Annotated in this window: 16 protein-coding genes; 4 read left to right on the top strand and 12 right to left on the bottom strand. The window is 44.1% G+C overall.

All coding sequences use genetic code 11. From position 1 onward, the window contains the following. Positions 1-28 precede the first annotated feature (28 nt). From K9M52_RS03620 to K9M52_RS03630, 3 genes are all read right to left on the bottom strand, one after another. On the bottom strand, positions 29-934 hold the full coding sequence (locus K9M52_RS03620) for a DUF1338 domain-containing protein (RefSeq protein WP_224070703.1): 906 nt from the start codon (positions 932-934) through the stop codon (positions 29-31). A gap of 43 nt (positions 935-977) precedes the next feature. Further along, a complete protein-coding gene (locus tag K9M52_RS03625; RefSeq protein ID WP_224070704.1) occupies positions 978-2,048 on the bottom strand; it encodes a saccharopine dehydrogenase family protein in 1,071 nt (356 codons plus the stop codon). 259 nt (positions 2,049-2,307) lie between these two features. Further along, positions 2,308-3,285, bottom strand: coding sequence for a GSCFA domain-containing protein (locus K9M52_RS03630; protein WP_224070705.1), 978 nt, complete (start codon positions 3,283-3,285; stop codon positions 2,308-2,310). A gap of 181 nt (positions 3,286-3,466) precedes the next feature. Between K9M52_RS03630 and K9M52_RS03635 the strand changes: the two genes are divergently transcribed. Further along, a complete protein-coding gene (locus tag K9M52_RS03635) occupies positions 3,467-3,796 on the top strand; it encodes a hypothetical protein (protein WP_224070706.1) in 330 nt (109 codons plus the stop codon). Positions 3,797-3,870: 74 nt separating this feature from the next. Here K9M52_RS03635 and K9M52_RS03640 read toward each other — a convergent pair whose 3' ends face one another. The 5 genes from K9M52_RS03640 to gyrB all read right to left on the bottom strand — a co-directional run bounded on the left by K9M52_RS03640 (position 3,871) and on the right by gyrB (position 9,961). After that, on the bottom strand, positions 3,871-5,265 hold the full coding sequence (locus K9M52_RS03640) for an IS701 family transposase (RefSeq protein WP_224071853.1): 1,395 nt from the start codon (positions 5,263-5,265) through the stop codon (positions 3,871-3,873). Positions 5,266-5,297: 32 nt separating this feature from the next. Then, positions 5,298-5,507, bottom strand: coding sequence for a hypothetical protein (locus K9M52_RS03645; protein ID WP_119986438.1), 210 nt, complete (start codon positions 5,505-5,507; stop codon positions 5,298-5,300). A gap of 168 nt (positions 5,508-5,675) precedes the next feature. Beyond that, positions 5,676-6,431: an SDR family oxidoreductase gene (locus tag K9M52_RS03650; protein ID WP_224070707.1), complete on the bottom strand. Its 756-nt coding sequence runs from the start codon at positions 6,429-6,431 to the stop codon at positions 5,676-5,678. 72 nt (positions 6,432-6,503) lie between these two features. Beyond that, the gene (locus tag K9M52_RS03655; protein ID WP_224070708.1) at positions 6,504-6,878 is read right to left on the bottom strand and encodes a helix-turn-helix domain-containing protein; all 375 of its coding nucleotides are present in this window, start codon (positions 6,876-6,878) and stop codon (positions 6,504-6,506) included. A gap of 1,079 nt (positions 6,879-7,957) precedes the next feature. After that, entirely contained in the window at positions 7,958-9,961 is a 2,004-nt protein-coding gene (gene gyrB, locus K9M52_RS03660; protein WP_224070709.1) for a DNA topoisomerase (ATP-hydrolyzing) subunit B, read from the bottom strand. Between the two features lie 266 nt (positions 9,962-10,227). Here gyrB and K9M52_RS03665 point away from each other — a divergent pair, with 266 nt between their 5' ends. Both K9M52_RS03665 and K9M52_RS03670 read left to right on the top strand, forming a co-directional pair. Further along, complete coding sequence (locus K9M52_RS03665; RefSeq protein ID WP_224070710.1) at positions 10,228-11,373, top strand: arginase family protein; 1,146 nt, start codon at positions 10,228-10,230, stop codon at positions 11,371-11,373. Positions 11,374-11,463: 90 nt separating this feature from the next. Beyond that, entirely contained in the window at positions 11,464-12,312 is an 849-nt protein-coding gene (locus K9M52_RS03670; protein ID WP_224070711.1) for a hypothetical protein, read from the top strand. 27 nt (positions 12,313-12,339) lie between these two features. On the opposite strand, the gene K9M52_RS03675 is transcribed toward K9M52_RS03670, so the two are convergent. The 3 genes from K9M52_RS03675 to glgP form a co-directional block, all read right to left on the bottom strand. Continuing rightward, a complete protein-coding gene (locus K9M52_RS03675) occupies positions 12,340-15,834 on the bottom strand; it encodes a hypothetical protein (RefSeq protein ID WP_224070712.1) in 3,495 nt (1,164 codons plus the stop codon). A 154-nt stretch (positions 15,835-15,988) separates the two neighbouring features. Continuing rightward, positions 15,989-16,255: a GlsB/YeaQ/YmgE family stress response membrane protein gene (locus tag K9M52_RS03680; protein ID WP_224070713.1), complete on the bottom strand. Its 267-nt coding sequence runs from the start codon at positions 16,253-16,255 to the stop codon at positions 15,989-15,991. 278 nt (positions 16,256-16,533) lie between these two features. Continuing rightward, positions 16,534-18,183: an alpha-glucan family phosphorylase gene (gene glgP, locus K9M52_RS03685; protein WP_224070714.1), complete on the bottom strand. Its 1,650-nt coding sequence runs from the start codon at positions 18,181-18,183 to the stop codon at positions 16,534-16,536. A gap of 235 nt (positions 18,184-18,418) precedes the next feature. On the opposite strand from glgP, the gene K9M52_RS03690 reads away from it, so the two are divergent. Continuing rightward, positions 18,419-19,897 (top strand): Nramp family divalent metal transporter, encoded by a 1,479-nt coding sequence (locus K9M52_RS03690; protein WP_224070715.1) that lies wholly within the window; start codon positions 18,419-18,421, stop codon positions 19,895-19,897. Positions 19,898-20,141: 244 nt separating this feature from the next. Here the strand turns inward: K9M52_RS03690 and K9M52_RS03695 are convergent, their stop codons facing one another. Beyond that, positions 20,142-21,692, bottom strand: coding sequence for an Rne/Rng family ribonuclease (locus K9M52_RS03695; protein ID WP_224070716.1), 1,551 nt, complete (start codon positions 21,690-21,692; stop codon positions 20,142-20,144). Between the last annotated feature and the right edge of the window lie 93 nt (positions 21,693-21,785).

The raw sequence follows: 21,785 nt of genomic DNA on the forward strand, positions 1-21,785 counted from the left end.
TAATTATTTTTTTGAATGCCGCAATATATTACCGATCGGTTTGCGTCCGGTAGGTGCTTTCGAAGATACGGTCCGCGTTCCCGGTCTCGAATCCATCGCGTCTGTGTTTACGCTGAATCTGATCTGAAGGTACATCTTTAAAAGCGTCCAGCACCTTCCTCTCAGCAAACTCCACATAGGAACCGGCAATCTCACGCTCCTTGCCGTCCGCAAATTCTGCAAGCAACTTACCTGCCACCGTCGAGCTTTGCCGGAGTTTACCATCCGCACTTTCCTTGATCTTTCCGCCGGCACTGTTCAGTTTAATCCCCTCGGCTTCCAAAAACTCATTGAACGTCTCCAGCGTATTAAAGCCCTCGGGTAGATTATGCACACTAATGGTAAAATGGTTCAGATAATAGTGATTAAATATCACCCAGGCAGCATATTCAGATTCGTCGAGTAAGGTCTCATAATCCGTAAGTGTCGGCGTCCGCCATAAGCCGGTATGCAGGTAATGATCCACCTGTGCTGCATTATCCAGATCCAGCTCTTTCACGGGGTCGGCCTTTACGGTATCCGTATAATAATGAATGATATTCCGGGCGCGCTCACTGAGATCATTTACCCTGAGCTCGCTGGCAAAAATGCGTGGATATTTATCTTCCGGAGGACTGTACCAGTAAGCATCCAGTTTTTTGGCCTCAAAATGATAATAATCCCTTTTTACATAACCGTAATGCAAAAAGATCTTTTCCAGAGACTGGATGCCTAACTGTGGGACGCCCATCGTCCGAAAAGCAACGTGATCATTTTCAATATCCGTTTCATTTTCTATAATTCTCTTATCCATCATCGCATGAATGATCTTCTGCACATCAGGTACTCTTTCTTTATATCGGCGCATCAGCCCTTCCAGTACCTGATCCAGTGTCTTTAATTTGTTTTGACTCATCTTTATAGAATTTAATCATTGAGTGCATGGATTTTCTATCCTGTTATTTATAAAAGCGGACAAAGTCTGATTCCATCAGTTCAGGAAACTTGACATCTTCCTGTCTTACAAAACCCGTTGCCGGCAGCTTACCTTGCGCATGTAAATCCAAAACCGCGCAGGCACTGCCTGCTGTCGTCACCTGAATGGCGGTCATGGGTTTACCGGCAACCTCCTGGTCATAGATCGTACGGGTAAAAACCTTCTGTGTTAACCTGCCATTTATTAATCCGGTAACTGTTATAAAAACCAGTACTTTATCCTGCTGCGTAAAAGGGATCTCCTTATCCAGCAATGTTACCAGGTCTTCCCTGTGTGCTTTGAAACCCAGGTCATTCAGCAAAAACTGCATCAGATCTCTATGCCCCGGGTATCTGACTGTTTTATAGTCCAGCGACCGGACTTTGCCTTCCAGTACCTCTGCCAAGGCAGAAAGCCCTCCCGAAGTATTAAAAGCCTCATAATCTATGCCATCTGCCATTAATCGTTCATACCCTTCCAGGGGTGCCACTTGCGTACGTTTACCATCTACTATAGCGTCACAGGGATTGCAATATTCATTCACCAGGCCGTTTGTGCTCCAGGTAAGGTTATATTTAAGGCGGTTCACCGGATATTGAGGTAATGCGCCCACCCTGAGTCGGACTGTCTCCAGACTATCAAATTGTTTACAAAGGTCATAAGCCGCAATACTGATAAAACCGGGGGCCAGACCGCATTGAGGCATAAAACTCACATCGGCGCCTTCGGCCAGTTCGCGAATCGCCTTTGTCGCAGCAACATCTTCCGTCAGATCAAAATAATGGGTGTGGGTTTGCTTAGCGGCATTCGCTATCTGCACGTTCAAAAAATAGGGACAGGCACTCAGCACCATATCACAGTTCTCCATGGCATCCCGTAACTGTTTTTCATTCTGGACATCGGCCTGAACAGTATGGATACCATCCTTTGCAGCCTTTTCCAATAAGGCAGGATTTACATCTGATAAAGTGACATCGAAACGGGCATGCTGATGGAGCATAAAAGCCGCAGTCGCGCCAATTTTTCCTCCACCTATAATAATTACTTTCGTCATATTCTAAATATGGGTTTTGTAGTATATCAAATAATGGATAGCTCCTCAAGGCTGAAAGCCGGGAGCAGGACAAAACAATATAATAACCCTAATTTATGGGATATGAGAACAGGTACTTCTCAGAAAGGAGAGCCTGGATAATTGTATATTAATTAGAAGGTTCACCCCTCAAATATATTGCAACTTTATCACACTAACAAACAATCGTTTCATAATTAACAAGCTGAAAAGCTTTGGATTAAGAGAGCTAAAAGCAGGCTTACGCCTCTTTAAAGAAAGCGACCTCTTCTTCCAGGCGCAAATAAGGATATTCATTTTGCAAGGCCTGAACCTGCGTCAGGGTCTTGGCCCGAAATTGCCGGTGTCTTTCCGAATCGGGCTGAAAGGGCTTATGCGCTCTTGCAATGCGGATCTTATCCAGCTTTTCCATTAAATCGCAGGTAGATTCCTCCATATAGGTCTCCTGGAACTTCTCCAGCACAAACTGTGTAGCCGCGTAATTAGGATGGACTAAATCTATGTCATAGAATCGATAGTCCCGAAGTACATCCACGACCAGTTCATAAGCGGGAAAATAATGCAGCCGGTCAAATTTATCCACCATATGATGAACCGCTTCTAAAAGTCTTGCTTTGCTCCGGTTGTTTTCCATAATCCCGTCACGGATATGACGGACGGGGGAAATCGTAAAAATGACTTTTAATGCCCGATTGAACCGCAGCAGCCGGTAGAGCATTCCATCCAGTGCGGTAATGATTTCCGGGATGGTGTGCATGTGTTTTTCAAAGGTCTGTGCGGGCGCTTTATGACAATTGGCAACGGTATTACCCGTTGAAACAAGCCGATAGCTGTTGGCTGAACCCAGCGTAATAATCAGCCAGTCAGCCGCCTTCAAAAAGACAGTTGCTTGTCTTTGCGACTGATTGATACCTTCTATTACCTGCCCCGGATCCGGTCCGGAGAAACGGCTATGATGTGCCCAGCTATGATAGAGTTCCTGATGGTAATACAGTTCCTCCTCTTTATACTGGCGCTCTTCCATATACCCAATCAGGCTATTGCAGACACTGATAGGGTCAAACAAGATCCCATTGGGGTTTTGCAGTGTCTGGAATTTAACCTCTGCTAACCGCTGGCCAATATGCTCGGTAAAGCAAGAGCCTGTCAACATGATCTTTTGACGATAATCAATACCGGGGCTGACTACCGGGATGCGTATAGGTATCTGAAACTGCATATTGCAAAAATACTTATTTAAGGCAATCCAACCCTTCAACTTCGGCCTGGATTTTGGTGATCATTTTTATAAACTATTTCAATAGGTGAATATTGGACGAATATTTGTAACTTTAATACAATAAATCAGAACCCGGAACATTAATTTCAAAACTTAAACTTTAATCAAATAAATCCAGCACATGAAAAAATCAATCAGCATTTTTGTAATGGCATTGGCCCTGTCTTTTGGTTTCCAAAGCGCCATGGCGGCAGGCGGTCCCGGCAAAAAAGCCAAGACCGAGGCTAAAAAAGAATTAACGGCCCAGCAGCAGGCCCGACTCGACGAGATCGTTAACAGGGTCAACGAGATCAAAGCCATGGATAAATCCAATCTTACCAGGGCGGAGAAAAAAGAATTGCGTAGCGAGTTAAAATCAATGAAAACAGAAGCGCGCGCGATAGGTGGTGGTGTCTACCTTTCTGTGGGTGCCATTATCATTATTATTCTGGTGTTGATTTTAATCCTTTAAGACCAGCCGGCCTCCAGCCAAAACGGGTGACCGGAATTACATATAATTCCGGTCACCCGTTTTCTTTAGTTTGGCTAATTTCTGGCATAAAAGAAGGAGGAAAATGAGGGATTTGCCATTTTTTCGCACTTCGATAATTTTTTTTCAATGTTCACGAAGTCGGAAAAATTAATATTTACACTTTGCGCCCAATTTTCAACTCTACATCTATTTATAATATCACCAGTAGTAACCCTTTGCTTTTTAATATTTACGTACCATTTAGGCCCAGGGAGTTGTTTTTTTGATTTGGACTGCTGCTGTTTGTGCGATGCCAGTATCATCATAGCATAACATGCGGATACAAATGCCGGAACTTTTGCTACCGCAGTTTTTTCCCGGATTTGTGCCTGACCACATCCCATTAATGTTTTCTGATCTCTAAAGCCGACTTCTATCTCCCATCTTCTAATATAAGCCTGGACCTGCAGGAAAATATCTATCTCTTGATTGGTTGATATTAAATAGGCGGGAGCACGATACAGTAATTTTGATTTTTTGGTGAGCCTATAGGAAACTGGCCTGATAATGATCAGCATTAAGTCTCTCTTACCTGATTTTCGCCAGCGTATATCTTTTACAACTTTCACATTGAATGTACGCATCTTTCCTGCAGCCCATGCTTCAACCTGCTGATAAGGATAGTCATCGCTTTGTCGGATTTGTTCTGGTGTGGGGAGCTCTTCTCCATAATATCGTTTACGTCCCTTTCCTGATTGTTGCTCTTCTGGTAGAGCATAAATTTTTGAATCCTTCCTTATGCGGCCAATGAGTTCTACATTTTCTGGAAGTTGCCTTAAAACAGTTCCATTCGTGTAACTGCCGTCCACGCTCAGGATAAGTTTTTTATTTTTATAGCCATCGTCATCTAAGCACTTTCTCAAGGCTATGACACGCTGGACGCCTACTTCGCTCATTTTTTCTTTCTTCTGTCTTTCCCGGTATAGTGCTACTTCCTGGTCGGTCGCATTTTTTGACGGCTTCTTGGTGGGAGGACAATGTTTGAAGTCTACCGGGATGGCCCTTGATGGACCGCAGAGGTCTTTTTCAATGAGCGATAAAGAGAGTTGAACAAATCGTTGGCCCCAAATGAAATTATTACAAAACGGGGGGCCAAGTGGATCCCTTAGCCATCCGGTCCCTGATATTTTCTTCCCTCTCTTCCTTAACAGGGTATCGTCCATGTGTGCATAAATAAAATCGCCTTTCTTTCTATTTTGATACACGACCTCCTTTCTAACTTCAGAAAAAATTGCATTCATATCCATTCTTTCACCCTTAAATATTCGATAGGCCGCACTCCAGTCCTTAAACTGATTCCCACTTGCTGTTAACATCCCTGTTATCGTACAACGTCCAATACATGAAATAACTCCGTGAGACAAATCGCGAGCTCTCTGAAAAGTTCTGGATTGCTTGAAAGCTGTTATACATCTATCGAATAATTCATTAAAGCAAGCAACTACTCCTTCTTTTTGGGGAGTTTTTTTTTAAGATCTTTTACGGATTCATCACTACGCTGAAGTACTAGGCGCTGGTGATCATCTATCACCCACTCAACAATCTCTCCTTGCTTAAATTCTATTGCCTGAGCCACGGCAGCTGGAAAATTTACATACCATTGCTCACTCTTTGCTCTTTTTATTATCTGAATTTTAGTTGGATATCCCATATCTAGTCGTTTAACTAGATATAAAGATCACAAAAAATAGCAATATAACCAACTAAATTGCTATTTTTTTTTGCCTTATCTAGAAAAAGGCCAAACTAGAGAAAACGGGTGACCGGAATTACATATAATTCCGGTCACCCGTTTTTTATACCTACTGCCGATGGGCTTTTATCTGGTCGTATAACCTCCGTTTGCAAATATCGTTTGCCCCGTAATCCACCAACCCTGTGTGACTAAAAACAACACGAGCGGGGCAATATCATGAATGTCTGTAAGCCCACCCAAAGCAGAAGCCGATTTATGATAGGCAACCGCATCTTCACTTTCCTGTCCATAAAAAAATGGTGTATCCATCGGGCCCGGTGCCACTGCGGTAACGGAAATACCGCGGCTTCCAAACTCCTTGGAGGCGGCGCGCGTAAAATGCTCCACCGGCGCTTTCAAACCTTCATAGGTTGAATATAAGCCGGTGTAAGCAGCTAACAGGGAGGTGACAATGGTGCAGATCTTCCCACCATCATTGAGATTTTTACCGGCCTCCTGAATAAAAAAATAAGCGACTTTTGAATTAATATCACTCATGCTGTCATACTCCGACTCAGTGGTATCTACAAACGGCTTTTTCAGGACTTTACCTACAGTATTGATGGCTATATCGATGCTGCCAAACCTTTCTTTTGCAGCGTCGAATAACTTCGTGACATTGGCAACTCGAGTAAGGTCTCCCTGTACCAGTATAGCATCAGCGCCGGCCGCCTTAACATCAGCCAGTGTTTTTTCGGCGTCTGCTTTCGTATTCTCACTATTGTAATGGATCACCAGCCTCGCACCCAATGCGGCAAATTGCCTGCTCAGTAGCCCGCCGAGGTTCTTGCCGCCTCCGGCAATCAATACGATTTTTCCATTCAAATCATTGTTACGCATAATTATCAATTTAGATGAGTAACAAAGATCCATTGAATATATGGGGTAGTCATGGTGAACTTTTCGGAACTTTCATGGACTGTTCCTATGATTTTTTCGAAAGTTTCCCGGCGTTTCTCCCGTCCATTTCTTAAAGAATTTAGAAAAATTGGAAGGATCATAGGTAAGCACCATGGCGATATGTGCGATTGAGCCGTCAGTCTCCAAAAGCATCTGCCTGGCTCTGTCAATGATTTTTGCATCATAAAAATAACAGGGATGTTTCCCTTTAATCTTCCGGACAGTATCCGACAGATGCCCATGTGAAATGGCCAGCTCCTGCGCAATTTGCCCCAGCTCCATAAATGCTGTTGCTTTGCCGCTAATCACTTCCTCTATATGCCGATCCAGAAAATCAAAATAAGCTTCAATAATCTCAGTACTTCTTTTAGGTTGTTCTCCTTCCATAATGCTTGCTTGTGACTGTTATGAATAGCAGCCCAAAATAAGCTTTTATCCACTGTCAACATGGTGAACTTTTCGGCTTTTAACGCAGTAACAAAAAAATGGGCGGGCTAGCAACCAGCGAATAGATACTTCAGTTATTATGATAAGTCGGTCTGGCCGGCCGGTGGGGCACAAACCCATCTCTGGCAAACAAATTCATGTCAACAATATTCCGGCCAGTAAACACCTGTAGTAATAAAAATGGACCTCCCGTTATCAGGAGATCCAGATTTTTAATCTAGCGTTTAAATGCTTTCAAAACGCACTAGATACCTCCGACGCCCAAACTGTCTAGAAGTGCAGTCAAGATGGCGATTAATTTGGCTAAAATGTCCATTTTAAATAGGTTTAAAGTTAGCGCTTACTCTATTCAGGGTTTTCAGCATAGGCCCTCCTTGCAAGTATTACCAAAGTTAAACCTGGCTATGTCATTTTTTGTCAAACGGTTTTGTATTCAATTAAATTATATTCAATTTAAAAATAATTTAATAGTATAAAAGTCTTATTCCCAGATGGTTAAAAATCAAACCGGCACTTTGTTCAGATTTCACATTATACGGTAATATAAAGTAGGCACATGCACCATAAAAAATCTCCCGAAATTTCGGGAGATTCAAACTCTTAATCTTGAGTTCTCTGAAAACTTTGTAAGCTTACTAGAGACCCAAGCTGCCTAAAAGTGCAGTCAATACGGCTAATAACGTTGTTAAGATTCCCATTTTTGACAAATTTTTAAGTGAATGCTTACTCTGTTCAGGGTTTTCGGCTTGCCCCTCCTTGCAATTGATACCAAAATTATAGGAACCTATGTCATTTTCTGTCAAACGCTTCAAGATAACGAAACGAGGCCCGTTTATTGTTCAATTATCTGGGACATATTGAAGATATAAAGCCAGGCGCCTATTTAATTCCCAAATGTCGATTTCACATTAAATAAAGCATCTCTTTACAACAGTCAAAAAACCCACATGCAGATCTACATGCACGTGGGTCTTAATTTGTTTCTGATAAATTCAACATGTTATCCGCTACAGGCAATACTAGATATCGATCCTGGCATACGTAGCATTTTCTTCAATAAAGGCGCGTCTTGGCGGAACATCATCCCCCATCAGCATTGCGAAGGTTTCGTCTACGGCTGTCAGATTATCGATGGTCACTTGTTTTAAGGTTCTGCGGGCGGGATCCATGGTTGTTTCCCAAAGCTGATCGGCATTCATTTCACCGAGACCTTTATAACGCTGGATATTTACACTGTCGTCTTTACCACCGCCGATTCTGGCTACCAGTGCCTTTCGCTGTTCCTCATTATAAGCATATTCCTGTTCTTTACCTTTTTTTACCAAATACAAAGGAGGCTGGGCGATATAAACATAACCCTGTGTCACCAGTTCCTTCATATACCGGAAAACAAAAGTCAGGATCAGCGTGGCAATGTGGCTTCCATCCACATCGGCATCCGTCATGATGATCAGCTTATGATAACGCAGTTTTGAAAGATTCAAAGCCTTGGGATCTTCCGGCGTACCGATCGTCACCCCCATGGCCGTAAAGATATTCCGGATTTCTTCGTTCTCATATATCTTGTGCTCCATGGCCTTTTCCACATTCAGTATTTTACCTCTGAGTGGTAAAATCGCCTGATAAGAACGGTCACGTCCCTGTTTAGCCGTACCGCCTGCTGAATCTCCCTCCACCAGGTATAATTCGCATTTTTCCGGATTACGTTCCGAGCAATCAGCCAGTTTACCCGGAAGGCCGCTACCGCTAAGTACAGATTTGCGCTGTACCATATCACGGGCTTTCTTGGCAGCAACCCTGGCCTGTGCTGCCAGGATAACTTTCTGAATAATATTTTTAGCTTCCTTAGGATTTTCTTCCAGATAAGCTTCCAGGGAACGGGCCACGGTCGTCTGGACAATACCGCTGACTTCACTATTCCCCAATTTGGTCTTGGTCTGTCCCTCAAACTGAGGCTCAGGCACCTTTACAGAAATAATAGAAGATAAACCTTCTCTGAAGTCATCACCTTCCACGGTTACTTTGGCTTTTTCAAACAGGCCTTCTTTATCACCATAGCTCTTAAAGACACGGGTAAGCGCCTGTCTGAAACCGGTAACATGCGTGCCGCCTTCGATGGTATTGATGTTATTGACATAAGAGAATATGTGCTCCTTAAAATCATCGTTATAGCTCATCGCTACTTCTACCGTCACATTGGAGGCCTCATCATATCCTTCTACATAAAGGCTATTGGCAATAATCGGTGAACGTTTAGCGTGCCTGTCCAGAATTTCCAAAAATTCGACAATACCACCTTCGCTATAAAATTCCTTTGAATAAGCATTCCCATTTTCATCCTTCTCTCTAAGATCCGTCAGGGTTATCCGGACCTTCCTGTTCAGATAGGCCAGTTCTCTCAATCTTGCTTCCAGGATATCTTTCTGATAAATCGTTGTCTGGAAAATAGTATTATCGGGCCAGAAGTGGATATAGGTACCGGTCTTTTCAGAGAGGCCCGTTTCCGCAACGGCAGCATCCGGCACTCCCTTATGGTAATCCTGTTCAAAGACCTTGCCTTCTCTTTCGACAACGGCCTTCAAACGGGAGCTCAGTGCATTAACGCAACTCACCCCCACACCGTGCAAGCCACCCGAAACTTTATAAGTGTCCTTATCAAACTTGCCCCCTGCATGAAGTACCGTCATGACGATTTCCAGGGCGCTTTTCTTTTCTTTTGTATTGATGCCCGTGGGGATACCGCGGCCGTTATCCTGTACAGAGATAGAATTATCTTCATGGATCTTTACATCGATGGTATCACAAAATCCGGCCAGCGCTTCATCAATGGAATTGTCCACGACTTCATAAACCAGATGATGCAATCCTTTTACGCCCACGTCGCCGATATACATGGCGGGTCTTTTTCTCACGGCTTCCAGCCCCTCTAATACCTGAATACTGTCTGCCCCATAGGTTTTTGGTTGATTTCCTTTATCAGCTGCATTTACATTGTCCAAATCCGGCGTATTTTCCTGACTCATATGATTGTTTAAAATTACGTTTTAGGCTTTTAAAAAAGTGTAGCGAAGTTACGGTTTTTTAGGGGATTTGCCCCTTTTTAAACCGTGTATTTTAATGAGGGCTGCATGCCTCCGCAAGGCAAAAGCGATCCGCTTTTTTCCTCTTGCAATTAACTGAAAACAAGTGAACAATATATAAAAATTTTAATTTATTTAGCAAAGATGCACATGCGGCATTTAAAATGGCGCATTTACCCTATTTTTGTCTAAAATTTTACGCTTACACAATGTCATCATTTAACGAACAAACCATTATTGATTTTCTAGAACCCGTACATCTTTTTGAACTCTCCCAGGACGAAGGCTTTAAAACCTCCCAGATTGGCTATTATATTACCAGTTATGAAGAAAGCTTCCCGGATTTAACCGATGCCGATCTGATTATTGTAGGTATCGGAGAATACAGAGGCAAGGGCTTTCCAAACAGGGGTACCCCTTCAGCAGATGTTTTCCGTACAGAATTCTATCAACTCTATCAATGGCATAAAAATGTCAAAATTGCTGACATCGGTAATATTGTTCTTGGTAAAAATCTTTCTGACTCCTACGCTGCCTTAAAAATTGTTTTATCAGAACTGCTTTTATTGCAAAATGCGAAAATTCTGATTATCGGCGGCTCCCATGATCTGACGACCGCTCAGTGTGCCGCCTATGGCAAACTGGATCGTACCTTCGATCTTTGCTGTATTGATGCTAAAATGGACATGGACACAGATAGTCAGGCGCCTGCTGACAGATTCTTGCTGGATATGTTTACCCAGTCACCGAATTATCTGAACCATTATAATCACCTTGGGTTTCAGAGTTACTTTGTACACCCGGAAATGCTGGAAGTCATTGACCGCCTTCGTTTTGATTGTGTACGGGTCGGAAGGGTCAAGGAAAAAATCGAAGAAGTAGAGCCACCTATCCGGCACTCGGATGCGATCAGCCTGGATATTTCTGCTATTCAAAGCGGACACGCGCCGGCCAATCTGATGACCCCTAACGGTCTTAACGGGGAAGAAGCCTGTCGTTTAATGCAGTTTGCCGGTATGAGCAGTAAGGTCAGCAGCATCGGCTTCTATGATTATCAGCAACACCTGGACAGAAACTTTCAGACGGCCAAACAATTAAGCCATCTGGCCTGGTATCTGGTTGATGGGATCCATCAGGGCAAACAGGAAGCCGATCCCCAGACCCGTCAGAATTTTAATGAATTTCATCTGGCTTTCGCAGAGATGGAAACCACTTTTTTGCAAAGTAAAAAGACCGGTCGCTGGTGGATGGAACTGCCCGATGGCCATTTCCTCCCATGCAGTTATACCGATTATATTCTGGCTACGCAGAATGAAATTCCCGAACGATGGCTCAGGGCTATCGAAAGAAGCTAAAAGATGGCCGGGAAAAAGTAAAATAAAATGGGCTGATTACCGTTTATAGAAAGAACAGGCAGACAGCCCATTTTATTTTAAATGTTTTTAATGATAAAAACCACCCATAACAGCAACAGACCGGACTGCCAAAAAGAGACATTATCACGAGCAAATACCTATCCGGTGTCTGCTGAAAAAAAACATCTGCTTTTACACAGCGTACGCAGCTATCTGAGCCTGACGGTGTGTTTACTGATATTGCTAAGCGCCTGTTCCAAACAACAGTTGGAGGATTATGGCAGTACACTGACTTCCTTTCGCACTTATTTACCAACTCAGGCCGGAGATATCAGCTATTATACATTAGATTCTATTGTGGCGGCACCGTTTGGCGTGTCCATGGATACGGTCCGCTACTATGCCAAAGACAGCGTGGGCATACCGGAGATAACTGACCAGGATACGAGCTATCCTGTTTACAGATATCTAACGGCTGCTTCAATGCCCGGCAGCTGGGCCTACCAGTTGACATACCGCCTGGTATTTAACCGGCATACGGCTGCTTTAATTGACCAGCATAACCGCCGTTTCATCATTCTGACCGATCCGGTCCGTCAGGATTATAGCTGGGAAGGGAACCGCTATTTCAGTTCTGACTTAGATCCGGGTGATTTTTATTACGGCTGGTCCTATACCTATGATCTCAGCACCGGAGATGACCTGTTAACTGTCCATCAAATAGATCAGACCAACGGTAATTCGGGAGACTTTGACCCCAGCCTTTATCAGGAAAAACTATTTGCCCAGATGCGTTTTAAAAAAAATATCGGCCTATTCACCCAGGCCGTTTCGCATGTCATCTATCAGGCCAATCAAAACAGCCCCGGCTCCTTTGGTTACTATGAACAGGAGAGTTACGGTATCCGGTTAATCAGATTGGATCAGCCGCCCCGTTGATAAACGAGCGCTGCTGACCTACGCCCCTTACAATATCGCCCGTATGCTGGCGCGGCCGATCTGGATAAATTTAGCATCCCCCGATTTACGCCCTTCATACTGAAAGCTTAATTCCAGGCTGCCCATCAGCCTTTTATTGAGCTCAATCACAAACCGGTAGTTTTTTCCGGGCAACAAACCTTCCAGCATATTATAGCTGACCGTACTGGCCTCGTCGCCGTCAAAATCTATATGACTATATTGGAACCTGGCGGTTATACTGGTTTGTTGTACGGCATTGTATTTACCCTCCATCTGCAGCGTGCTGTTGGTTGCGGACTCTCCGCCATAGACCGGTTGGTTGCTTATTTTCTCATATTCATAACCTCCCATCAGGCGCCATTTGGTCCGGTTAGTGTATGTCAGCGTGGGATTGGCGCTCATGGAACGTAATGCAAAATTACGGCTGGTGAAAGCTGGTGTGGTCAGGTCATGGGTCCCGAACTGCTGTTCCCATTGGAAGTTATAGGCCGGTGAGATCTGCCAGCGACCTTTCAGATCCCAGGTAGTCATTTTAGTTGCTTCTGAGCCATAGGTCAATAACGATTTATTGTAGTTGATCAGCCGGGTAATATCCAATCCCCATTTGCTGCTCATCTGTCCGAAACTGAGTGTATTGCTGAAGATATAATTGAAGTTGAGCAATGCCGAATCTGCCACACCTGTGGCAAAGGGATTAAAAACCGGCCCGCCGGAAGCAAACTGTTTTTTTGCCGATTGCAATGAAGAACGTAGCTGCAGTTTACGTAACCAGCCTTTAAAACCGCCAATGGAATCCCCGATAACTCTTCTGGGGCTCAATTGCACGCTATAGTTAAACTGTGTATAATTTGCCTGGATAAATTCGTTGGTCGGCGTGTAGATCTTTATAAAAGTCGCTTCATCTGAAAAGACGGCCAGCTCAAATTCGTTCAGCTGCTGAATGCCGTCACCGTTATAATCATTCCAGGTATATTGCCCCTGCCCGGGAGAGACTTCATAAAAGCTGTAATCTCTTTTCTGCTCCTGTCCTGCACCTGTCTCATAAAGCGCATTGCCCGTCAGAAAACCGCTTTTGCTATGTACATTATAGGCAACCCTACCCAGGAAACTCTTGTCAGGCACGGAACCGCTGGTTAATTTTTCATTATCTAACATCAGTTCCCTATAGGTTGCCTTGACTTTTACCTGTTGATAACGATTCTTAAGTAAACTCAGATCAAAGCTCAGATTACGGCTGTGATCAGACCCCACCAGGTCTGTTCCCAAGGGCAGCTTATTCTTTCTGGCGGTATAGGTCAGCGCCCAACTATTCATAGAAGCGGGATCTGACCTAAGATAGGCTGTCATGGTTTCAAAAGCAAAGCTGGTCAGCTGCATGGAATCCGTCCGGTTGTCCTGGATCTGATTATGCTCCGCCTCATATCTCGCGCCCAGTGTAAGGTTATGGAAAGACTTGACGGTTTTACTGATCTCTACCTGAGGTTTCCAGTAATAACCGCCGGCTGTAAACAAGTGGATATTCGTATAAGAAAACTGTTCGTTAAAGTTCCAGCCACTGACACTGGTATAGCGATATCCCAATTCGTGCCTGAACCCCTTATAACCATCCTCTCTGAGATAAGTCTGAAATCCATAATCCAGATCGCCCAGCTTTTTCTGTGTCAGTAAGAAATGTAAGGTCCCTAGTTTATCCGCGCTGCTTTCCGGAATCAAGTCCAGTCCCCAGCTGCGGGCAAATTCTACCGGCCTTAAAATCTCCACCGTCCGGAAACCATCCGTCTGAAACTCATAGCCGGCAGTCGCCTGAAGCGAGTAGGGATTTTCTTTTCGCTTTCCCCGCCAGATAATGTCTTTATGCGCGGTGATTTTGCCTGCGTAACCTGTATTGTCCCCACCATCCAGTGCGGAAAAAGTATTGATGTCCGTATTACTGGTAGCCAATTCAGTACTTAATAAAAAACTGCTGTCCGGATGATAGTCCATTTTTACGGAAAATAATTGCTGCTTTTTAGGCGTTGCCAGAAACTGAGCCGGCTCATAGCTGCCCTGCGGCTGTCCGTCAACCGGTGCCACCCAGATAAATACCTTTCCATTAGCCGCATTCATTAACGGCACATAATTACCTTTTCCCTGCCCGACCTGGGCAAAATAAAGCTGGTACCTGGCACTGTCCGGACTGGTCGAATAAACATAAATTGAATCATGACTATTTCCATAGACGGTATCTATTTTTTTATACATGATCTTACTGGTGGAAAAAGTGTCCTTCTCTGCAAAAGGATAGAAAGCGTTCTGGATGCTGTCACCGATGCCGGCCAAAAAAGACCTTTTGTCGGCATCCAGTGTCTGGTTGATGGGCTGTGACTTAGCATCCTGATTATTGTAAGCGGAGACCGTCAGCGTAAACTTATCAGAGAAATCAGTCCTGTTCTGCGCGTAAAGCATGGTGTTCAGATAATTTCTGTCCGCATACTCAAAACTAACCTGTATCCGACTGTCTCTGGTGATCATGTGTTTGGGCGTGAAAGTGATCTGCGCCTGATTATAGTCAATGGTATAATCCTGATCTTCCCCCCGCATAAGCAACGATCCGTCTAAATATACTTTTTCTGTACCGGCAAGCACAACAAAATAAAGTTCATTATTATTGCCTTGCAGCCGGTAAGGGCCCTGATTGCCTTCTGTAACAGCTAATACATTGCGGGCAAACTTACCTTTGGCAATGGCACCGCTTACCGTGGTGCTGGTTTTCACTCTGGAACCCAGCTGTATATCCTGGCGGTAGCTCGCTCCCTGCAATCTTTTATAGAAGTTCAGATAATAAGAGCCCGTGGTTCTCAGATCAATATCACCGAGATTGATTTCCCAGTTCTTTTTGCTGAACTGCAATAATATCTTATCAAATTCATTGAGTTGCTGAGTAGTACCATCTGGCTGAATCGGAATATTATCATCGGTCAGTGCGGCGCTCAGGTGAATACTGTCCCCGATAAAACCGTTCATTTGCAGGTTAAACTCAGAATTAAACACAGCATTTTGGTTATTACCGATGCTCATAGACCTCCCGAAACTCCCGTTGTAATCTATTTTACCAAACTTAAACAGCGTATTTTGCTCTGACCGGTATGCTGCTTCCATCTGTGGCCGGACCACGGCAGCTCTGGCCGTATCTAATACATATCTGGCCGTTTCTTTTTCCAGAAGAAAAGGAAAGACCCTGTATGTAACGCTGATACTGTCCATGGGAAGCGGACGCAGCCAGGTCAATGTTCCCGCAGCTTCATTGATCCGGTAGCTGCCGGGGGGAGCCGCCAGCTGCACGCTGCCCGGTATGATACTAAGACTATCCAGCTGAATAGGATGATGTCCGGCGAGATTAGCAGTAGCGATAACACTACGACGTAAATTGCTCACGGACTGTGCGTGCGTAACGGCAGGCAGCAGTACGAGCAGCAACAGTAACACTTGCGAACAAAAAAGTATAATCAGGTGACGGCGCATGAACGTTTCAATAACGTAAAAAAGCCCTCCTTTATTTAACAGCTAGCCATCTATTCTGAAATATCCCTCATTTTTAAAAAAGACAAACCCTTGCGATACGGGCCGGAAGCACCGGTCCGTTTCACAAGGGCTTTGCCCAATGCAATGAAATGCGTTAGGTTTTAGCAGATTTGCGTTTGATCATGCCATATATCCATAAAAGGATAACGGCGCCAACAATGGCCAGTGCAAAGCTTTTGAAATTCCAGCCGCCGATTTCGCCCCAGCCTAATACAGCTGATCCGATCCAGCCGCCGACAACACTGCCTAAAATACCGATAATGATGGTCACAATCCAACCTCCGGGATCTTTACCCGGATGAAGGGCTTTGGCGATTACTCCCGCAATCAAGCCAAACAAAAGCCATGAAATAATACCCATAATTATAAGATTTTGTTATCTACATACCCTTAAAAACCATACCAATTATAACATTTACAATAGGGTTGTGCAAAACACGTGCTTAAAAAGCCGGGACTATTATCCCCAGCCTTCCACGAACACCAGAGAAAGAAACAAATATAACAAATTAATAATCAATATATTATATATACATAAAGCCCGATTGTAGCTGGTTAGTCAGTTACAATCGGGCTTTATTGGCGGGTTTTACGACCAGCAGCTATCCTGTTAATAATATTAACAGCAAAAACACGTGATCAGTAAAGAGATTCATAATATTCATGTGTCATTCGATTACTGTCAAACTGATAGCGCACATCCCGCATAGCATTTTTCATGATCTGACGCCAGGTGTCATATTCATCATAATAAGTGGGCAATATCTGCCCTTCCAGGATTTCATAGAGTTTATTCAGATCATAGCTATCTTGCTCATGTTGCTGCATATGGGTATACGCTACAGGAGGCACGACAAAACCGTTATGGCCATGGTTAATAAATTCGGGAATCCAGCCATCGTGCGTCGAAAAATTAATAGCGCCGTTCATGGCGGCAGTCATGCCGCTCGTGCCGGAGGCCTCTCTGGGCACCCGGGGGTTATTGAGCCAGACATCTGCGGCCTGCTTCAGCCGCTTGCTGAGCGTCAGTTCATATCCCACAAGTACGGCAATATTCTTATATTTTTTACTCTCGTTAACCAGACGGTCAAAAGTGCCAATGGCCGCGTAATCCATAGGATAGGGCTTACCCGCGAAAATAATCTGTACCGGGTAACGGGTATTTTCTATGAGTTTTAAAAACCTGGCTTCATCCTGCAAAAGCAAATCTGCCCTTTTATACCCAGCGAATCTTCTGGCCCATACGATGGTCAGGACTTTGGGGTCAAATATTTTTCCTGTCTGGTCTGCCACGATCTCGAAGGCTCTTTTTTTCAGGTATTGTTTACGGTCATCCAGCAACCAGTCTTCTCCCTGATTGAAAAAGCGGTATAGTTGTTTATCTGCCCAATATGTCCAGTTTTGTGCATTGGTAATTGAGATGATTTTACAGGTATCCGCGTAATGCCCCCACATTTCGCTGGCCACGCGACCATGTAAGGCAGAAACGCCGTTGGCCAGCCTCGCATACCTCAGTGCGACCAGAGAATGATCGAATTGATCTCCCTCAATGCCGGTTAACTGCCTGACTTCCTCCAGTGGCAAACCGCAAAAATAGGACATCTTCTCACAAAGATAAATGCTATGCTTTTCATTGCCCGCCTCCTCCGGCGTATGGGTGGTAAAGACCAGTTTTTCCTTAACGGCCTGCTTGCTTCCAAGTTTTTGCTGAAGATAAAAGGCAGCCGGCAGCCCGTGGGCTTCATTCAGGTGATAGACTTCAGCGTCATATTCCAGCAAATCCAGCAACTTAGCCCCCCCTACTCCCAACAGTATATACTGGGCGACCTTGGTCGCCTCATTGGCATCATAGAGCCTGTGGGTAATGGTCTGGCTGACATAATCATTTTCCGGCAGATCCGTACTGAGTAAAAACAGCGGTGCCGTTTTAAAAACCTCCGGTGCCAGATATAAAACTTTTACCCAGACATCGGCGTCATGTATTTTGATGGTATAGCGAATGCCGGTATCTTGCAAAAAACTATAATGTTTCTCTGACCAACCGGCCTGCATGGTCTGATCTGCATTGCGGCTTTGGTCATAATACCCGAATTTCCACAGTATGCCGATACCGACCAGGTGTTGGCTGAGTTCATAGGCACTGCGTAGATGTGATCCTGCCAAAAAGCCCAAACCACCGCTATATATTTTCAGGGGTTGATGAATCGCAAATTCCATGGAGAAATATGCCGCACGTTTACTATACTTTTCACTGATAGGATAAAATGATCCTAATTTAAAATTGCTCATGTAAGTTGAAAAAATACACTTGGGTTGTTAAATATAGCGCCGAAGATAATACAAAATCATCGGCAGTCCCAGGCTATATAAGTTCTATTTATTCACATTTTCCTGCCGGCTTCACTAACGAGTATTCATAATTATACTATACAAATAAAAAAATTAGGTTAACCAAATTTAAAGCTGTAATTTTGTAGGTCAATACATAAAAAACATTAGAAGCACCTCTTTGCGGGCAAGCACTATGAAAAGTCATACAACCAACCATTCTAATCATAAACATCAGGTACATAAATCTCTGAGTGATGTCCACCAAAGTATAGACACCACTAGTAGCCGTGGCCGCGGATGGAGAAAGGTGATGGCCTTTATCGGTCCGGCCTATCTTGTCAGTGTCGGGTATATGGATCCGGGCAACTGGGCTACCGATCTACAGGGCGGGGCTCAGTTTGGCTATAAACTGATCTGGATTCTGTTATTAAGCAACTTAATTGCTCTCTTACTGCAGAATATGTGTGCCCGTCTGGGTGTCGTACGCCAGCAGGATCTGGCACAGGCCAACCGCCAGACCTATCCTAAAGGAGTCAATCTCTGTCTTTACGTTTTAGCAGAGCTGGCCATCGCCGCCTGTGATCTGGCAGAGGTGCTGGGGATGGCCATCGGTATTAACCTGCTCACAGGATTGCCGATCCTATGGGGCGTACTGATTACCGTTTTGGACACTTTCTTACTATTTTATCTGCAACGCCTCGGCATGCGTAAAATGGAACAATTTATTATAGGACTGATCGCGATCACAGGGCTTTCCTTTCTGATTGAACTTTTATTGGCCAAGCCGGATATGGCAGAAGTAGTGACGGGCTTTATCCCCACCGCTTTAAATCAGGCTGAACTCTATATTGCCATTGGCATCATCGGAGCAACCGTTATGCCACATAACCTGTACCTGCATTCAGCGCTGGTACAGACACGTAAGATCAAAAGAACGGAAAAAGGCATCAAACTCGCATTAAAATTCAATGCGATTGACAGCACCATTGCCCTAAACCTGGCATTTTTTGTCAATGCCGCTATACTAATACTGGCAGCCAGTGTATTCTATACATCAGGCAATACATCTGTAGCTAATCTGGAAGATGCGCACCGGATGCTCGAACCCCTGCTGGGTTCAAGACTGGCACCTACGTTATTTGCGATTGCGCTCATTGCTGCAGGCCAGAGCTCTACTATCACCGGCACACTGGCAGGGCAGATCGTTATGGAAGGTTACCTGAACCTCCACATGAATCCCATGCTCAGAAGACTCATTACCCGGATGATTGCTATCGTACCCGCCGTAAGCGTGATTTTAATCTATGGAGAATCAGAATTAGATAAGTTACTCATCTTTAGTCAAGTCATTTTAAGCCTGCAGCTCGCATTTGCAATCATTCCGCTGATCTATTTTGTCAGTGACACCTATCAGATGGGAAAATTTGCTATAAAAAAAAGAACGCAAATCCTGGGCTGGCTCATCGCGGCTCTGTTGATTTATTTGAATCTAAGGATGGTATATGGAGAAATTGCCGTGCTTTTCAGCGGCGCCGGACAGCTGGGCTGGAAGATCATAGCCATTGCAGGTTGCCTTGGATACATCGCTTTACTGATCGCTACCCTCTGGTATCCGATGCGGGAGAGAAAAAACAAGAGGCTGGCAATTACTCGCCAACCTCCTACTTACTAACTCATTAAAATCTGCTGCTAAGTTAGGGGTTTGCCTTAAATTCTAAAAATAAATTTCTGGGTATGTGCATAAAAATAGCCCCCTCTGAGAGGGGGCTATTTTACTTTTAATAATCTTTATTAATAATTGATTATCAATATATTAAAAATTTACAATTATGATTTTCATTTATATATAATGGATCTTTTGACTAGCCGTCCAAGGGCTGATTGCCAATAATTTACCCCTGATCGTCCGGAGCCATTTAGATTTTAATTTCTTCCATTTCCTGGTTGTAAAATTTAACGTCGATAAAGTTCAGATTATTATTTTTAATAATATTAATAGGCACTTTAAATTTCTTTTTCCACTGCTTTTTGATAGAGTTAAACACCCCTTTGGTCAGATGTGAGTAAACGATGGGGTGGACTTCCACCGTTATATTTTTATGCAGGTGGGTAATCAGATAACCCAGTTTATTTTCAATCTCATCTTCCAGCAGGAAGGTAGAGGTAACCTTACCGGTTCCGTTACAAGTGGGGCAGATTTCAGCCGTATTGATTTTGATCTCCGGACGCATCCGCTGACGCGTCAGCTGCATGACACCGAATTTGGAAATAGGCACCAGGGCGTGACGTGCACGATCATTTTTCATCTGTTCATTCATGGCTTCCTGAACTTTCTTACGGTTTTCGGGGCTTTTCATGTCAATGAAATCTACTACGATGATCCCGCCGATATCCCGTAATCTTAACTGACGGGCGATTTCCTCAGCCGCCTCCAGATTAGTGGCCAGCGCATTCTCTTCCTGACTGTTACTGATGCTCTTGTAGCCGCTATTCACGTCAATCACGTGCATAGCTTCTGTATGCTCAATGATCAGATAAGCCCCGCTGGGAAGATTAATGGTCTTCCCAAAGGAAGCCTTAATCTGTTTGGTGATGCCATAAGCGTCGAAAATGTTTTGTGGCTCCTGGTAATGTTTGACGATATCTGCTTTAGACGGTGCGATCTTTTTAATATACTTCAGGGTGTCTTCGTAGATATCCTTATCATTGAGTACAATCCGGTTAAAGTCCTTGGTAAGCAGGTCCCGCAGTATACTGGTGGTCTTATTTTCCTCTGATAATACCTTGGTGGGTGTCTTGGCAGTTCGCAGGCTCAACTGGATTTCTTTCCAGCTTTCCAGTAGGCTGCGTAAATCCTCATGTAATTCCGCGGTGTTCTTTCCTTCTGCGGCGGTACGTACGATTACGCCAATATTATTGGGTTTGATCGACTCTACAATTTTGTGAAGCCTTTTGCGCTCGTCAGCGGAATGAATCTTTTTAGACACCGCAACCACATTATTAAAAGGTGTCACGACAATGAACCTGCCGGGCAATGATATTTCGCAACTCAGCCGTGGCCCTTTAGACGCAATAGGCTCTTTTAAGATCTGTACCAGCAGATTAGGTCTCCCATTGAGTACTTCTGTCACCTTACCCGTCTTGACAATTTCCGGCTCTACATTAAATTTATAAAAGTCGAATCCGCCGGGTGTTTTATCATGCTGTGCCTTCTGTGTAAATTTGATTAAACTCTTAATATACGGACTCAGGTCTGTATAATGTAAAAAAGCATCCTTATCATGACCTACGTCTACAAACGCAGCATTCAGGCTGGGCATTAATTTCTTGACTTTTGCAAAAAACAGATCGCCTACAGCAAAGCCCGCTTCTGCCTGTTCGCTATGCAATTCGACGAGCTTTTTATTTTCCAGTAATGCCAGCTCCACCCCTTTTGAGGTGCTTCTGACAATCAATTCTTTATCCACAAATATCTTTTTTAATAGTGATTCCCATGACTATGCTGCTTGAAATATGACAGGTGGAAATTCCTTTGGCCACATGATCATATACAATAAAAC

It is taken from the genome of Arachidicoccus terrestris, assembly GCF_020042345.1.
GTDB lineage: Bacteria > Bacteroidota > Bacteroidia > Chitinophagales > Chitinophagaceae > Arachidicoccus > Arachidicoccus terrestris.

Bases quoted from the DNA above. Each gene is read 5' to 3' on its own strand.
- K9M52_RS03645 (WP_119986438.1), bottom strand. From the start codon at position 5,507: ATGGGATATCCAACTAAAATTCAGATAATAAAAAGAGCAAAGAGTGAG.
- K9M52_RS03625 (WP_224070704.1), bottom strand. From the start codon at position 2,048: ATGACGAAAGTAATTATTATAGGTGGAGGAAAAATTGGCGCGACTGCG.
- K9M52_RS03670 (WP_224070711.1), top strand. From the start codon at position 11,464: ATGATAAAAACCACCCATAACAGCAACAGACCGGACTGCCAAAAAGAG.
- K9M52_RS03675 (WP_224070712.1), bottom strand. From the start codon at position 15,834: ATGCGCCGTCACCTGATTATACTTTTTTGTTCGCAAGTGTTACTGTTG.
- K9M52_RS03620 (WP_224070703.1), bottom strand. From the start codon at position 934: ATGAGTCAAAACAAATTAAAGACACTGGATCAGGTACTGGAAGGGCTG.
- glgP (WP_224070714.1), bottom strand. From the start codon at position 18,183: ATGAGCAATTTTAAATTAGGATCATTTTATCCTATCAGTGAAAAGTAT.
- K9M52_RS03665 (WP_224070710.1), top strand. From the start codon at position 10,228: ATGTCATCATTTAACGAACAAACCATTATTGATTTTCTAGAACCCGTA.
- K9M52_RS03630 (WP_224070705.1), bottom strand. From the start codon at position 3,285: ATGCAGTTTCAGATACCTATACGCATCCCGGTAGTCAGCCCCGGTATT.
- gyrB (WP_224070709.1), bottom strand. From the start codon at position 9,961: ATGAGTCAGGAAAATACGCCGGATTTGGACAATGTAAATGCAGCTGAT.
- K9M52_RS03655 (WP_224070708.1), bottom strand. From the start codon at position 6,878: ATGGAAGGAGAACAACCTAAAAGAAGTACTGAGATTATTGAAGCTTAT.
- K9M52_RS03690 (WP_224070715.1), top strand. From the start codon at position 18,419: ATGAAAAGTCATACAACCAACCATTCTAATCATAAACATCAGGTACAT.
- K9M52_RS03650 (WP_224070707.1), bottom strand. From the start codon at position 6,431: ATGCGTAACAATGATTTGAATGGAAAAATCGTATTGATTGCCGGAGGC.
- K9M52_RS03680 (WP_224070713.1), bottom strand. From the start codon at position 16,255: ATGGGTATTATTTCATGGCTTTTGTTTGGCTTGATTGCGGGAGTAATC.
- K9M52_RS03635 (WP_224070706.1), top strand. From the start codon at position 3,467: ATGAAAAAATCAATCAGCATTTTTGTAATGGCATTGGCCCTGTCTTTT.